This is a genomic window from Halobellus sp. GM3, from assembly GCF_052545375.1.
This window is the reverse complement of the sequence record NZ_JBQWLT010000013.1, coordinates 48,202-61,729: the sequence shown is the minus strand read 5'-3', so window position 1 is coordinate 61,729 and position 13,528 is coordinate 48,202. Positions and strand designations below refer to the sequence as shown.

12 protein-coding genes and 2 pseudogenes are annotated in these 13,528 nt (G+C 58.4%); 5 read left to right on the top strand and 9 right to left on the bottom strand.

Features of this window, described 5'->3' with window-relative positions; all coding sequences use genetic code 11:
* Positions 1 to 27: 27 nt before the first annotated feature.
* The 3 genes and pseudogenes from ACT3HL_RS16045 to ACT3HL_RS16035 form a co-directional block, all read right to left on the bottom strand.
* A complete protein-coding gene (locus tag ACT3HL_RS16045; RefSeq protein ID WP_445087762.1) occupies positions 28 to 837 on the bottom strand; it encodes an SWIM zinc finger family protein in 810 nt (269 codons plus the stop codon).
* Positions 838 to 839: 2 nt separating this feature from the next.
* Positions 840 to 1,292, bottom strand: a pseudogene (locus tag ACT3HL_RS16040) (hypothetical protein).
* Positions 1,289 to 1,801 (bottom strand): DUF7342 family protein, encoded by a 513-nt coding sequence (locus ACT3HL_RS16035; RefSeq protein WP_445087761.1) that lies wholly within the window; start codon positions 1,799 to 1,801, stop codon positions 1,289 to 1,291. The pseudogene ACT3HL_RS16040 and the gene ACT3HL_RS16035 overlap by 4 nt, the downstream one beginning before the upstream one ends.
* A gap of 228 nt (positions 1,802 to 2,029) precedes the next feature.
* Here ACT3HL_RS16035 and ACT3HL_RS16030 point away from each other — a divergent pair, with 228 nt between their 5' ends.
* Complete coding sequence (locus ACT3HL_RS16030; RefSeq protein ID WP_445087760.1) at positions 2,030 to 2,407, top strand: YccF domain-containing protein; 378 nt, start codon at positions 2,030 to 2,032, stop codon at positions 2,405 to 2,407.
* Between the two features lie 81 nt (positions 2,408 to 2,488).
* Here ACT3HL_RS16030 and ACT3HL_RS16025 read toward each other — a convergent pair.
* The 3 genes and pseudogenes from ACT3HL_RS16025 to ACT3HL_RS16015 form a co-directional block, all read right to left on the bottom strand.
* Positions 2,489 to 2,617, bottom strand: a pseudogene (locus ACT3HL_RS16025) (transcription initiation factor IIB family protein); the annotation flags it as partial.
* A gap of 19 nt (positions 2,618 to 2,636) precedes the next feature.
* Complete coding sequence (locus ACT3HL_RS16020; protein WP_256421863.1) at positions 2,637 to 2,960, bottom strand: DUF7521 family protein; 324 nt, start codon at positions 2,958 to 2,960, stop codon at positions 2,637 to 2,639.
* A complete protein-coding gene (locus ACT3HL_RS16015; RefSeq protein WP_445087759.1) occupies positions 2,957 to 3,298 on the bottom strand; it encodes a helix-turn-helix domain-containing protein in 342 nt (113 codons plus the stop codon). Before ACT3HL_RS16015 ends, ACT3HL_RS16020 begins: the two co-directional genes overlap by 4 nt.
* Positions 3,299 to 3,423: 125 nt before the next feature.
* Between ACT3HL_RS16015 and ACT3HL_RS16010 the strand changes: the two genes are divergently transcribed.
* The 4 genes from ACT3HL_RS16010 to ACT3HL_RS15995 all read left to right on the top strand — a co-directional run bounded on the left by ACT3HL_RS16010 (position 3,424) and on the right by ACT3HL_RS15995 (position 6,864).
* Positions 3,424 to 4,461, top strand: a complete 1,038-nt coding sequence (locus ACT3HL_RS16010; protein WP_445087758.1) for a CPBP family glutamic-type intramembrane protease — start codon at positions 3,424 to 3,426, stop codon at positions 4,459 to 4,461.
* 557 nt (positions 4,462 to 5,018) lie between these two features.
* Positions 5,019 to 5,192 (top strand): hypothetical protein, encoded by a 174-nt coding sequence (locus tag ACT3HL_RS16005; RefSeq protein ID WP_445087757.1) that lies wholly within the window; start codon positions 5,019 to 5,021, stop codon positions 5,190 to 5,192.
* A gap of 202 nt (positions 5,193 to 5,394) precedes the next feature.
* Positions 5,395 to 6,246, top strand: coding sequence for a DUF3592 domain-containing protein (locus tag ACT3HL_RS16000; RefSeq protein ID WP_445087756.1), 852 nt, complete (start codon positions 5,395 to 5,397; stop codon positions 6,244 to 6,246).
* 465 nt (positions 6,247 to 6,711) lie between these two features.
* A complete protein-coding gene (locus ACT3HL_RS15995; RefSeq protein WP_445087755.1) occupies positions 6,712 to 6,864 on the top strand; it encodes a DUF7837 family putative zinc-binding protein in 153 nt (50 codons plus the stop codon).
* Positions 6,865 to 7,226: 362 nt separating this feature from the next.
* On the opposite strand, the gene ACT3HL_RS15990 is transcribed toward ACT3HL_RS15995, so the two are convergent.
* From ACT3HL_RS15990 to ACT3HL_RS15980, 3 genes are all read right to left on the bottom strand, one after another.
* Positions 7,227 to 7,532: a hypothetical protein gene (locus ACT3HL_RS15990; protein ID WP_445087754.1), complete on the bottom strand. Its 306-nt coding sequence runs from the start codon at positions 7,530 to 7,532 to the stop codon at positions 7,227 to 7,229.
* Positions 7,533 to 7,655: 123 nt separating this feature from the next.
* Complete coding sequence (locus ACT3HL_RS15985) at positions 7,656 to 8,048, bottom strand: hypothetical protein (protein ID WP_445087753.1); 393 nt, start codon at positions 8,046 to 8,048, stop codon at positions 7,656 to 7,658.
* A 2,175-nt stretch (positions 8,049 to 10,223) separates the two neighbouring features.
* On the bottom strand, positions 10,224 to 13,496 hold the full coding sequence (locus tag ACT3HL_RS15980; RefSeq protein ID WP_445087752.1) for an ATP-binding protein: 3,273 nt from the start codon (positions 13,494 to 13,496) through the stop codon (positions 10,224 to 10,226).
* Between the last annotated feature and the right edge of the window lie 32 nt (positions 13,497 to 13,528).

Genomic DNA, 13,528 nt, shown 5'->3' with positions numbered 1-13,528 from the left:
GATCACACGGGGGATTTATTCGTCGGACTACTCGCCCAGTTTCTCTCGAAGCTCGACTGCTGCCTTCTCGAAGTGTTCCGCGAGGAACGGCGTTCCCGACGTCACCCGCTCCTCAAGGAATGCGACGGCGTCACTGACCGCATCAGCGTCCCGTTCTGCGGTCGCGACACATTCGACATACCCGTCGAGTGACCGACTGAACGCACGCGAGAAGTGGTCGTAGGCGCCATCGACGCGCTCCATATTGTCGCCGAGCGACTCGACGAGGGCCCGATAGACGGTCGCCGCCGACGCGTACCGCCCCTGCTTGCGGTACTCGTTCGCGAGATCGAACCACTGCGTGAAGTCGATGGGCTCGAAGACAACGTGGTACTCAGGGTTTGTTTCTTCGAACCGCTGGTCGATCGAGGCGCGAAGCTCGTCAGCCGACTGGCTCGTCGACTCGCCGACGCGGGCGAGAAACCGATCGCGGAGATCTGCATCGGTCGCGAGTTCGTCACGCAGGAACGCGCGGAGTTCGTCGGCGTCGGCGCCGTCGAGTGCGGCGTCGAGTCGATCGCCGTCGTCTGGTGGTGGGTCGTCAGCACACCGAAGCAACACGGCGACGATGTGCTTGCACGCTCTCGGCCCGTCGTACGGACAATCGCACCACGGGAAAAACCCGTCAGTGGCGAGGTCAACACGAACATCGTACTGACGGCTGCCACTCACGACGGCGGTTACGGTGGTGTCGACGCGGTGGATCTCGCGGATACGGCCCTCAGCAAGATACCGTTCGCCACGGTCGAAGACTTCCTCCATACAGATATCCCGCACTGCGTCCTCGGTTACGTCCATCCTTACGGTGGGTTTGACGCACTATTCAGCCGATCCAGTGCATCATCCTCGTACGCTGCCCGCCACATCGCATAAACCGCACGCGACACAAGTGACACCTCGGTCACGTCGATACAGGACGGCTCGGCGGCCGTCGTCGTGGCCTCGGGCGGAGGGTGGAAGTGAATCTCGGGCGAGTGTGTATTCGGGTGGCGATCGAAGCGCCAGTTGACGTCGTTGCTATCGACGTAGTGGAACGAATACATCCCCTGTTCGCTCTACTGGATATCGAGCCGGGCGCTCTCGGCGTCGCCCAACCCATCGCTGAGACTGATCTGCAGTTCCGTGGGGGCGACGACGTCGTCGTACCTCGTTTCGTCGACGAGCGGCTCGAGTTCGAGCCAGAGGTCACGTATCCGCTGGAGCGCTGGAAGATAGATCGGCCCGAACTCGCCGGCACGGTCGTCGTCGTTCATACGGCGAGCTGGTGGCTGGCCTCGTCGTAGGCGAGTGCGGCTTGCACGACGGCGAGATTCTGCCGCGTCGTTCGCCACGCGGTGAGGTCGTCCCAGCCCGCCGTCTCGTCGGCGTCGAGTTGCTGGGCGAGTTCCTCCGGAGACACCACGTCGTAGCGGTCCTCGTAGCGCCGGATCTCGGCCTTCATCTCCTGGATGCTGTCGAGTAACTCTGGCCGATTGACTTCCTCACGCAGCTCGCGGATCCGGGACATCAAAACCCGGTCGCTGTTTCGCTTGTACAGCGTTGTTTGGCCGTCCGGTTCTGTCTCGGCGAACCCGGTGTTCACGAGCGTCTTGCAATGGCGACGCGCCGTCGGCTCGCTCACGAGCGCGCGGTTGGCGATGTCGGCGGCTGACTGCCCGTCGTGGGTTTGTTCGACGATCTCGTACACCCGCTCGAACGGCGTTGTCTCCTCTTTCCAGTCCGCTTTGACCTGCTCGTTGACGTCCTCCCACGTATCGGTCATACTGGGTCTTACGCACCCAAGAAACAAATAATTTCCTGAGAAAAATATTCCTTTCGGAGATATATATACGGGAGCATTATCAGGTGACCTGCTTCGAGGCAATCAATTCGAGCGTGTCTGTGCATTCCTGCGTGTGTGCCAACCGCAGGCTTGCAGATTAGTCCGAGCGCAATATCGACCGCCAGGATCGGCGATACGGATTAACCTCCCGGGAATCTATCGGTAATGATGACACAAAGATCCTTTCTGGTTCGTGCGCTGTGGTTCGTGTTCGTCGGCTGGTGGGTCACACCGATCGTCGTAAACACTGCGTGGCTACTCAACGTCACGGTTGTCCTGCTCCCGATCGGTATCAAGCTAATCAATCTCGTGCCGACAGTGCTCACTCTCGCGGAGCCGCGGTCCCTTTCGGAGCCTGAGTCGGCGCGAGGGCAGCGCTCACTCGTCGTCCGGGCGATTTACTTCGTCCTCGTCGGCTGGTGGCTCAGCCTGCTGTGGGCGAATGTAGCGTCGTTCCTCGCAATCACAGTCGTGGGACTCCCACTCGCGATCTGGATGCTCAACCGGCTGCCATACGTCACGTCGCTGTACCGGTTTCACGGCTGATCCGGAAATCCCTGATCGGTCGAATCTGATTCAGACGATCTGTTCTTCGAGCGTGTCGCGGTGGTTTCTGACGGTCGCCGTCTACGTGTTGGCCACCTTGACGATATCAGTCTGCGTCAGCCAGCGACCCGCTTACAGCCCGGCCGTGTACAGGCAGGCCACGGCGAAGCCGGCGGGATGGACGCCAGTCGTCACGCCGGCGTCTTCAGCCGATCTGTCGTTCTAGGTACTATGTGCGTTGCGGGGTCCACAGTCCATAGAGGATCGCTACGAGCCCCGCGAGTTCGCTGACTTGCCCGACGCTATTAACGATCGGGATCGGTACGTCGAGCCCGAATCCTAAGATCACGAGTGCAGCCCCTGGAACACCGAGAATGAGCGCAAATCCGAGAGCGATAAACAGCATCGGTCGGCTTTGGTTCCGGCGGTAGCCGAGATACGCGAGGTAGCTGATCGTCAAGCCGAGCGCGACGGAGATCAGTTCACTGTAGGTGCGAATACGGCTCAGCGTATCGAGATCGATCGACTGGAGGAGTAGTTCAAGTGTGGTCATCTGTGTTCGACGAAGCGAGTGAAGCGGTCGGCCATCCGTTCACGACGGGAGACGGTGATCTCGAAGCCCTCATCGGTGAGTTCCAGCGTGACGCTGTGGAGTTGCGCCTGGTACACTTTGTAGTTCTTCCCGTCCGTGACTGGTCGGATCTCTTCGGACACGAGGTCGTGCCGTTGGAGTCGTTCGAGGCGGCGGTAGATCGTCGGTTCCGACGCGTCGATCCGTGCGCTGAGTTCGGACGCCGAACAGGGATCGTTTTTCGTTTCGATGAGGATGTGCCGGGCACAGTCATCTGCGAGGAGGTCTGTGAGAGCCGCCGCGTCCGTTCCGTCCGACACCACAACTGCCACATCTATGTCGTTCTCAATAACAGTTCGGTACCCCGTGTCGGTTGTGCCTGGCTTCAACCCCTGAAACCAGGCGACGGCGCTCTTTGATATGGCACGTGCAGGCTTCAGTACCGATGTCGAAGTCGAATATGCCCCGCGATGCGGACGATCCCTCCAAACAGGCTACTGGCTCTACTGGAGAGACAGGTCATCAGAGACAGCTCAAAGGGATACTACTCGCCCCGTTCTGGAATCGTACTGAACGCCGCCCCCGTGCACTGTGGCGGATCCTCGGCGCGTTCGTTCTTGTCGCTATCGGCTCACAGGTGCTCCCGTTCGTACTGTTCGGGAATAGCGATCTCCCACCGTCGGTGCTGGGATTAGCTCAAAACGCCTTTACTGTTGGTACCGTGGTTCTCGTGATCGCGGTCTGGGCTCGGTACGTCGATCACCGCCGCGTCACCGAATACGGCCTGAAAGTCGGACCGGAATGGCTTCGTGATGCGAGTATCGGTGTCGTCATCACATTCGTCGCGTGGGGACTGGCACTTGCAGTGCATCTCACCACCGGCTGGGCACACATCGCGGCTGTGCTGTCACCGGGCAACGCTGCGAACGCACTCCCCTTTGCGCTGGCTCTGCTCGCCTTCGTCGTCCAGTTCTTGCTCGTCGGGATCTGGGAAGAACTCCTGTTTCGCGGTCTCGTACTCAAAAACGCCGCCGAAGGATTCCATTCGCAGTGGGCTTCGGAACGCGGTGCGGTGCTGGCCGGACTCGGTGCGTCCTCGCTACTGTTTGGTGTCGTCCACGCCGACCAAGCGACCTCGCTACCCGCGCTTGGGTTCTGGGTGTTGATGGGTCTGGTTCTCGGCAGTACATACATCGTAACCGACTCGCTGGCAATTCCGATCGGCCTTCATTTCGCAACGAACCTGGCGTTCAACAACGTCTACGGCTTGAGTAATGTCCGACCGGAGACCGCAGAGATCGCCGCTATGCTACTTCGCCCGGAATTCACCGGCCCCACACGATTCGTCGGCGTATCAGGACTCGTTAACGTCGGTGTGGTTGTACTCATCGCCGTACTCTCGATAGGATACGTAACGATCCAGTATGGCCTTGTCAGGGTGAGAGTATCGTCCGCGTATGCTATTGACTCTGAGTCAACATAGACTGCGTCTCGAACATTTTGGTACGTGAAAGTGACTCACGGAAATTTCTATGTCGGTGGGGATTCTATCGTCGCGCGTTCGTGTCCCTGAATCGGTCCACTGTCGTCGCTTCCGGAATCCTCATTGTGTTCATCGCTGGAGGGGTTTGGATCGTCACGTAGTACCCAACACTGTCTGTCGGAAGTGTGACATCCTCGCCGCCCTAAAGGGCGACGCTTCCCGAGGTTCTTATGTTTCTCCCGTCAATTCGGGTGGTTGGGAATCTAAGGTTCGTGGACTGTCAGCCACTGGCTTTGCCACGAAGCTGGTTCCCATCCATCACGACTCGGATAGAGCAGAGAAAACCGCAACAACCCTTCCTCGTCAGCTGGTGAGGCCTCATCGGTAGCTACCTGTGCAGAACTCATACGCAACAGATCGCTTTAGGGGGTGAAAACTGCCTCTGAAGGCCAAACCCGAATTGAACCCTATTCGACCTCACAATGCCTTGTTGGAGTCGTTCCCTCAAGATCGGATATGTAAAAGAATATCATCGTGTACCCGAGTGGATCGTTCATATGCCCTCCATCTTCAACAGTCCAGTCGTCCGCTATGGCATCAGCCTCGTCAATGCCGCGATCATCGCCATTATCGCATTCGTCCTGCTCGAAGGCACGATCCGCTGGGTCGCACTCGGAATTGCTGCCCTGGAAATAGTTGTCACTCCGCAAATACTGAAACACGCAGAGTAACGCTCCTACGGGTCTCAAGCGTCGGTTCGACAGACCACAACACGTCCACAAGCAGTTGGTGTTCGGACAGATGGAGTTCACCATACGAGGAACGCCGATCAGAATCACGAGAGGGACCGTTATTCTGATTGTCGCCTGTCTCACGTTGATCTCGTACGGCGGGTACGACTACGTTCAGCAGTCCGAGGCGGTCGACGAGGCCGTGAAAGTTGAGGCGACGATCGAGGAGGCATCCGTCTCCCAATCGGAGAGCCGTAGTGGGTCGAACTATTACGTTCAGGTCGAGTTCACCTATCAGTTCCAGGGAAGTGAGTACACCAGCGATCAACTGTTCCCCGGCAGTATTAGCCAATCATACGACACGCGATCGGATGCCCGGTCAGCGATTGAACCATACGACGCAGGTGAGACGGTGACCGCATACGTCGATCCCGCGAACCCAAGTGATGGGTTCTTAGAGCGGCAGACGATAACGAGCCCATTCGAGTTCGTAGCCCTCGGTGGATTCGTGTTACTCGTCACTGCGCTCAACGCGATCGGTGCAAGAAAACCAAGATCTGAGATCGAAATCCGCGCCGAACCGGAATACGCCTCGACGCGGTATCAGACACTATTCGGTGTTTCCCGAGACACCGTCCATAGCTTCAGTACGCGGCTACTCAAGGCGACAATACTCGTCCTACCAGCCTCGATAGTGGGTGTTGCGGTGCTTCTCTTGCTTTCGGGAGCCGGAAGCGGTGATCCAGTGTATCTGCAGGTCGGACTGTCGGATCCGATCGGCGTGCTACTCGGGATTGCGTTGCTTGCGGCGGTCACGGTGGTCGTGTCGGTACTGCTCTACAGTATCTGGTCGTTCACCGAATATCGGCGGCTCCGCGATCGGATCCCGGAACCACGACCCCCAAGCCCATTCACACATCCAACGCGGCTCGTCACCATCCTCATCGGAAATCACGAACTCGAGACCTACGGACAGCGAATCCAAAAGACTGGAGTCGCGTTCTTGGTCGTACTCTTTTTCCTCGGTGGACTCGCCCAGATACTGATATTCTGAGCGGCATTACCTACGATTCTCCAAGGATGAGTTCAGGTGCGAAGATCGTGGCGGCAACTAGACCGACTAAGAGGAGAATCGCTGTGAGACGGAGGATGCCGGCCGCTTGTCGTCGATCGTGGGGGCAACGATTCGGCAATTCCAGACAGCGTGAAACTTCACCGACTATCCACTTGCGAGTTACCGCTTTTGTATTGTAATCATTAGGAATCAACAAGAACTATTTGCTACTCTAACAGGAACGTCTAATAATGAACTGTGAGCGGTGTGGAGAAGACACGACAGTCCACAAGTACGAGGTGGACGGATTTACTGGCTATCTCTGTGAAGAGTGTGCAGAAACGTGGGATGAAATCACTAAGGAGTGAATCATCTGTACTTAGTATTATTCGGGCCAACAATTTACCGAATGGGGTGTGAATAGCCAATGGATGGAACTTGTTACACGCTCTCTCCCATTCCCCTATGAATAGTGACACTGGCGCGTTAGGTGTCTGTCCCGACTGTGGTAATTCAATTTCACACACTTGGAGGATTATTGATTACCAAGATGAAAACGGGAATAGTAGATGTTTTGCTGAGTGTCCAGATTGTGAAAAAGTAGTCAAGCCCAAGTAGTGCTCTATTTCTCACCTGTACTGAGCGAATACTGCTCCGGGAGTGAAGACAGTTCTATGACACTCCTGATTATGAAGGTATGATCGGCTTCACCCTCGAGGTCAAGCCCCGAGGCACTCGCCTTGAACCACCTGTAGATGAGCAGATTCACAGATCGTTGCTGAGATTCTGCCTTCGATACTCCTCCGTCGAAACCGCCGCACAGAGCGGGCTTTGCACGAAGTGCAAACAATACCAATGCAACCGAAAGGTTTCCTATGAGCCCGCGAAACTTTCGCGAAGCAGTGTTCGACGAACACGGACTGGAATGTATCGTCTGTGGGCGGTCACCGGAGAATGGGTATGACCGCAGTCAAGAACTCTCAGTTCACCACCTGAACGGCGATCAGACGGACAACCGGCCGGAAAATGGAATCCCAGTCTGTCAGAGCTGCCATATCCACATTCACCGCACAGACGAACCACCATACCGACAATGGCACCGGCAACTGTACGTCGAGCACCGAAGCGTCTGGAACCAGCACACAGATCTCCCATACAACGGTCCCCATCTCACCCGAGATCTCGCTGAGCGGCTGTACGGAAATGAAGGGGGCACCCCAGAGGCAGTAAAATATCTCGATGATGATGACGATGATGATGACGATGACGACGACGAAGATGATCACTCCGGAGCAACGGAACTTCCCTAACTACTGAAAGCGCGGTATTCCCTCAGCCTGTCCGATGAAGGCGAGTTGGAACGCGCCCAACGCAACCGCTTGCGGAGGGTATGCGAATTACTTCAGGTCCTAGTGGGAGTCGCCGTCGAGAGCTTCGTCATCCTGTGTATCTCCGGAGGGGCCGCTCCAGTCATCGGGTCGTATCCCCAATGATTGGAACGCCTGATACGGTTCACCAGCCACATCGTCGATTACTGCTCCATCAGGAAGTGGTAACTCTAGGGCGTCGTCCATCGCCTCCTGCATCTTGATTTTCGCGTTCTCCTCCTCTGCGAACCCCTCTACCAACAAGTCAAGCTTCGCCTCCAACTGGAGGATCCGCACTCGGGCATCCCAATTGCTCATTCCCTGCTGGAGGAGCATCTCCACAATTCGGTTCCGAGGTACGTCGTGGTGGTCCGCCATCTCTTCGATCTGTTTGCCCAACTCCTCAGACACATAGCCTGAAATTCGTTTACCCATGCTTGAGTCATTCACAACAATCCTACAAGGCCGTTGCTCCTTGCACCCCGAAATCTAGACCAGATTGACATTTTCCCCGCGCTAAACCACATACAATCGTGTCGGCTCCGCCCTGAATAACTCGCCTACAGCGACCGGGGGAGTGTACTTCGTACTGCCCAGACACTTCGACACCTTCAGAAGTGCCTCCCACAGCGTGGCCCCCGCTAGGCCACGCTCCCCGTCTCGGACCGTCCCGAACACGGTCCGGGTCACGTCGACGTCGAACCGTCGACGCTCTTCTCGGTGCGGTCTCCCCTGCGGTGGCTGTCTGCGGTGCGGTCCCTCTCGGACGTCGCTCGCGACGTCCCCCGACACAACTCGCCATCGTCCTCCTGCTGTCGCTGTCGCCGTCCCGGTCGTCGTTGCTGATGCTGTCCCGGTCCCAACTGTCGCCGCCCCAGTCCTGGTCGTCGCTGAAGCTGCCGGCGTCGTCCTCGTTGCTGTCCTCGATCGCGGACGCTGTCCCCAACCGCACCTTCGAAGAGCTCGGTCGAATCGCGGCTTGCGTCTCCGCATCCAAACCCGCCCCTCGCTGTCGCCGTCGCGGTCGTCGTTGCTGTTCCGGTCCCGGTCGTCGCAGAAGCCGCCGCCGCCCATCCCCCTCGCTGATGCTGTCGCTGTCGGTCCCCGTCCTGTCCTGTCGCCGTCGCGGTCGCCGTCGCTCCCGCGTTCTCGTAACACCCCGTCTGCGAGATGAAACGCGACCCCGCCTCTCCCTCCCGTCGCACCCCAACCCGAACTCCCGTCTCGCGTCCCGCCCCGAACTCCCCTCCCGTCGCGACCAGACTGAACTCTCCTCCTGCGTCTCGCCCCCGACCGCCGCTCCACCCTCCCCTCTCGCGACACACGCCCCACTCCTCCTCGAGCGCACTCAGACTGAACCCTCCCCGGAGCACATCCAGACCGAACCCTCCTCGAGCGCGACCACGCCCTACTCCCCTCTCGCCGTCGCCGCCGTCAACCGCCCCGCCCCCGCGTCCGCTGTCGTCGTCGCTGTCCCGGTCGTCGCTGTCCCGGTCGTCGCTGAAGCCGCCGTGTCGTCCCCTCGTCGATCACCAACCAACCAGTCCAGCATCGACCACCGAACCCTCGTCCCCTCCGCCAGCCCCCTCACGCCCGTTCTCGAAGCCTCCTGTCCCTCCCTCTCAGACGCTCGGCCAGGGTCCCCTCCACCTCTGTCAGCAGACTGGTAGTCCCACCCATCGACAACCCCCACCCAATCCTCGTCTCTCCTCGGCTCCGCCTGCACCCCTCGCTACGCGACTACCCCTGAGTAGGTAACTCCCTTGGACCCTATTTGTGTGAATTGGCGCACCCCATCAGGAGCAATCCTGTGCTATATTAGAGATGCTCTAAAGCTCTCTCGTGCCGTAACTACCTCATCAGGCAAAATCGTGTGGTGGTGTGGCCTGATTACAGACCCCTCGAACCACGCCCCTGTACCGTGATTATGAAATTGGGCCGGTGGCCTCGGAAGTAATCACAAAGTGGACGTATCGCTACGCTGTCTGGTAATTATCGGGGCGTTAGCCGCCGTTGTCGCGACTGATTACGAACCCCCCGAATCCTGCCCCCGTACCGTGATTACAGAAGTAGTTACAGATGATGTCAATCCCAATGCCGTACCGTAATTACCGAGCGAGCGAAAACCAGATCGCTTCCGTAACCGCTGCCGAAGCCGCGTGATTACAATACCCCCGAAACCGGACGCCGTCCGGTGATTAGAGAAGTGATTATGAATCTACCCTATCGTGACGCTGTGCGGTAATTACGAAAATTTGGGCGCTGATTTCGGGCGGTGATTACGAACCCGCCCAATCGTACCGTCGTCCCGTGATTAGTGATTTGATTAGAAGGACGCTGAATCACGCACTCGTGCCGTAATTAGTTCCGCCGAATCCGCCCCATACATACAGAATCTGATAGTAGTGCCGTTGGTGGTGACTGACTGCCCGCTGTGAGCACTCGCGATCCGACTGGCTACACGCTGGGGAGTCGTCCAGCGGAGTAGTGGTCAGACACCGAGTGCTTGGGGGGCTCCGTTGTGGGTCAGCTGTGTGGTCACTGTTGAAGTCGCTCTGAGAACGGCGTTGAGAAAGCGCTGTGCGAAGAACGAAACTGCGTCGAAGGGAACTACTGTTCGACTTCGTCTCGGAGGTCGTTGATGCTCAGGAGTTCGTGGGCACCGTCAGAGTCCAGGTGCTCGTTGATGGTAGCGAGGCTCCCATCCTGTGGTGGGTTGGACTTGAGCTTCTCCGAGAGCGATTTGACGAGCCGCCGAACACCCTTCTGGTTCTCTGCCACCCAGACACCGTCTCCGTAGGCTTCTGCGAGCTTGTCGTAGTCGCCTTCGACGTGCCCGCGCTTCTCGGGGGACGTTTCGACCTCGACGACCTTCCGACGGTCGTCGGGCGATTCCTTCGTTGGGGTGGCGTACACGTCGTAGACGTTTGGGTCGCCGTCCGGACTGTGGTACATATGGACGTCGTAGCCTTGTTGTTCGTAGTAGGTCGTGGCCAGACGCACACCGATCCGATGGGTCAGACTCTCGTTGCCTTTCTCCCCGCCATCTGTGGGGGAGAACGTTCGGTCGACGGTGGCTTCTGCTTTCTTCGTCGGCCTGTAGTACACCTGCCGATTGCCGAGGTATTCTTTCTCCAGATACCCTTTCGCTTCCAGGTCGTCGCTGGCTTCGCTGAAGGGCAGACTCTTCATCGATTTGCCGAGCGTGTACCCGTCGACGCCGTCCGTGAGCGCGTCGAAGACCAACTCCAGATAGGAGAGATGCTTGTGCGAGAGGCCTTCGCCTTCGATGTCGTCTTCGTCCTCGTCTTTGACTTCTTGCTCCTCGGGGCTTGGGGCGCGACTGCGGTCGGTGGCGCTGTCGACGTCGATGGCGTCGTGGTCGCGACTGACGCAGTGGCGGGTTCGGCTCCGGCGGCGAATCATCTCGGATTGGGAGCGAACCTGGAATGGTCCCTCATCGTGGCCCGGCGGGATGGGGAGTGGTTTGAGGGTCAGAATCTCTGGTTTCTGTTCGTGGAAGCCCGTGGATGGGAGCTGGACGACCCATTCTCCACGCCGAAGGCCGGCGATACGGTCTTTGATTTCGTCGCTGTCTAAGTCCTCGTGGAACAGCGATTCCGCGAGCATATCGTCGGTCGCGATGTTCCCGATGATCTTCGTGTTGATGTTGTTGAGGATCTCCTTGTAGGAGCGCCGATTGCCGCGTGGGTCGTCCCCCAACACTTGCTCGGGATACTGCATAATCAGCCCGAGACTGAGGTTGAACTCGCGGCCTTTTGGGAGGAGGTCTTCGTAGACGATTTCGGTGCGAGCGACGTCCGCGCTCTCCTCGATGATGACGTTCGCGATGTAGTCGTCGTCGTCGGGCGTCCAGATCGAGCGCACCGAGGTCCAGAGGTGACTGAGGAACAGGACGGTGAACATCTTACTGGACTCGCCGTGGATGTCCCCGGTGTCGATGAGGATGACCTTATCGGAGTTCAGCACGCTCTTGAGGTCGAGCATTGGGACTTCCTCGCGGTCGTACCACCCGGTCTCGTGGTCCCAGTGTTCATCAGCGACGTCGAACGAAAGCATATCCCAGATGAAGTCACGCTCCTTGAGCTTGCGAATCCGGTTGAGGACAGCGTCGGTCGTGTTCATAAACTGGCGCTGGTCCTTCTGGAGGTGCGACATCAGGATGCTCTCGACTTGATCGTCGCTCACCTGCGGGAGTGCTCTCGCGATGTGCGTTTCATCATCCACATCGTCGTTGTTGTTGCTGCCGACTTTCGCGCCGTGTTCTTGGAAGTTCTGAGCCGTCTCCAGTAGTTCGCCGATGGAGAAGTGGTCGCTGCCGTAGACGGGGTCGAAGCAGGCTTTGATGAGGTTCGTGAGGATTTCGTTCGCGACGAACGCTTGGTCCACCGTGTCCTTTCCGAGCGCGAAGTACAGCACCTGGAAGTAGTGGTCGACGATGTTCTGGACGGCGGTCGCACGCTCGCGACCGCCCGCCTCGACGAGGGGCCGCAGGTCGAAGAACGGGATTCCGGGGACCATTCCGTCCTCCTCGGGGATCTTGATGTACTCGACGTCATCGAGGTCTCCGAAGAGGGTGCGATGACACCGCAGGTAGTTCTCACACATATCCCCGCCTTTGGGGTCGACGACGACGGTCGGCCCGTTGAGGTTCGCGTACGTCGAGAGGATGTCGTTGAGGGTCGCCACCGTCTTCCCTGACCCCGTGGTCGCCGCACGGATGTAGTGATGGGTGAGGTCGCTGGCGGAGAGGCCGATTGCGTGGCGTTGGTTCAGTTGGTCCCACCACTCGTTCTTGCTCTGGATGGCGCTGATGTCCGAGGGTGGAAGATCCGGGTCACGGATGGCGGTGACAGCGCGTCCGATGGTCATTCCGTTCGAGAACTCACGGAACACTTCCTCGTTCGGCGAGGTGAGCGGGGACTGTGCTTTGGGGGAACCACCGGTCCCTGCGCGGCTGGCTTTCGGCAGGGAGTCGATGCTGGGGACGGTGATGAAGTTCGCGAGCTCTTCGACGTTACAGACGAGGAGTGATTTCTTTCGGCCTGCGGTCTCGAATCCGTTCGGGTACGTGATGCCGTGCGAAAGCATTCGTTTGAATTCGTATTCGTTCTGGCCGAGGTATTCGCCTTTAATGCTGTAGAACCTGCCACTGAGGTGGTTGAGTGAGTCGGTGAGATTCTCCGCGCAGTCCTTGAGGCTTGTTGCGGCGCGGATGCTCACGTTGTAGGTGTGAGCGGGATCTTTCAGGTCGATCTGGCCCATTCGGTCGGTTCCGTGGCGGTGGCCTGATGTCTGGGAATCGTGGATACTCCCACCGACTTCTTGGGGAACGTCGGACCGATGTCGTTCGGCTTTGTCCTCGTCAGACACACCGAGGAGTCCGTCGAGGAGGGTACGCCCGATCATCCCCGCGGTGGAATTGACGCCTTGCTTGAGGAGGCCTTTCTGCCGTTGAGCTTTCCGCGACCAGTCCGAGCGCGGCTCGAAGATCACTTGGAAGACGACGGCCCCGTCGCTCTGAATCGCGGTCTCGAGAAGGTTCGAGAGCGGGGAGCGGTCGACAGTCTCCGTATCGTAGGTGGTGAGCGTAGTCATCCAGTCTTTGCGACGTTCCTCTTGGCCGTTATAGCGGACCATATGGGGAACATTATCGAAGAGGTCCGTGATATCGAAATCCTCTCGGTCGAACCCGAAATTCACGGGATATTGTGAACGTGTGGTACTTTCGAGGCGATCGGTGGAAACGTCGCCGCGCTCTCCGGGGCCGAGGTAGAAGTCGAAGTGGGAGGCTCCTTCGGGCTTGAAGATGATGAACTCGAAGTTGGAGGCGCCCTGGATGGCGTCGATGTACAATTCCATATCGAGCGGGAGCTTCCGTCCGGTGCCGTACT

Coding starts and splice junctions, on each gene's coding strand:
- ACT3HL_RS16045 (WP_445087762.1), bottom strand. CDS start 837: ATGGACGTAACCGAGGACGCAGTGCGGGATATCTGTATGGAGGAAGTC.
- ACT3HL_RS16035 (WP_445087761.1), bottom strand. CDS start 1,801: ATGACCGATACGTGGGAGGACGTCAACGAGCAGGTCAAAGCGGACTGG.
- ACT3HL_RS16030 (WP_445087760.1), top strand. CDS start 2,030: ATGACACAAAGATCCTTTCTGGTTCGTGCGCTGTGGTTCGTGTTCGTC.
- ACT3HL_RS16020 (WP_256421863.1), bottom strand. CDS start 2,960: ATGACCACACTTGAACTACTCCTCCAGTCGATCGATCTCGATACGCTG.
- ACT3HL_RS16010 (WP_445087758.1), top strand. CDS start 3,424: ATGTCGAAGTCGAATATGCCCCGCGATGCGGACGATCCCTCCAAACAG.
- ACT3HL_RS16005 (WP_445087757.1), top strand. CDS start 5,019: ATGCCCTCCATCTTCAACAGTCCAGTCGTCCGCTATGGCATCAGCCTC.
- ACT3HL_RS15995 (WP_445087755.1), top strand. CDS start 6,712: ATGAATAGTGACACTGGCGCGTTAGGTGTCTGTCCCGACTGTGGTAAT.
- ACT3HL_RS15985 (WP_445087753.1), bottom strand. CDS start 8,048: ATGGGTAAACGAATTTCAGGCTATGTGTCTGAGGAGTTGGGCAAACAG.
- ACT3HL_RS15980 (WP_445087752.1), bottom strand. CDS start 13,496: ATGGAATTGTACATCGACGCCATCCAGGGCGCCTCCAACTTCGAGTTC.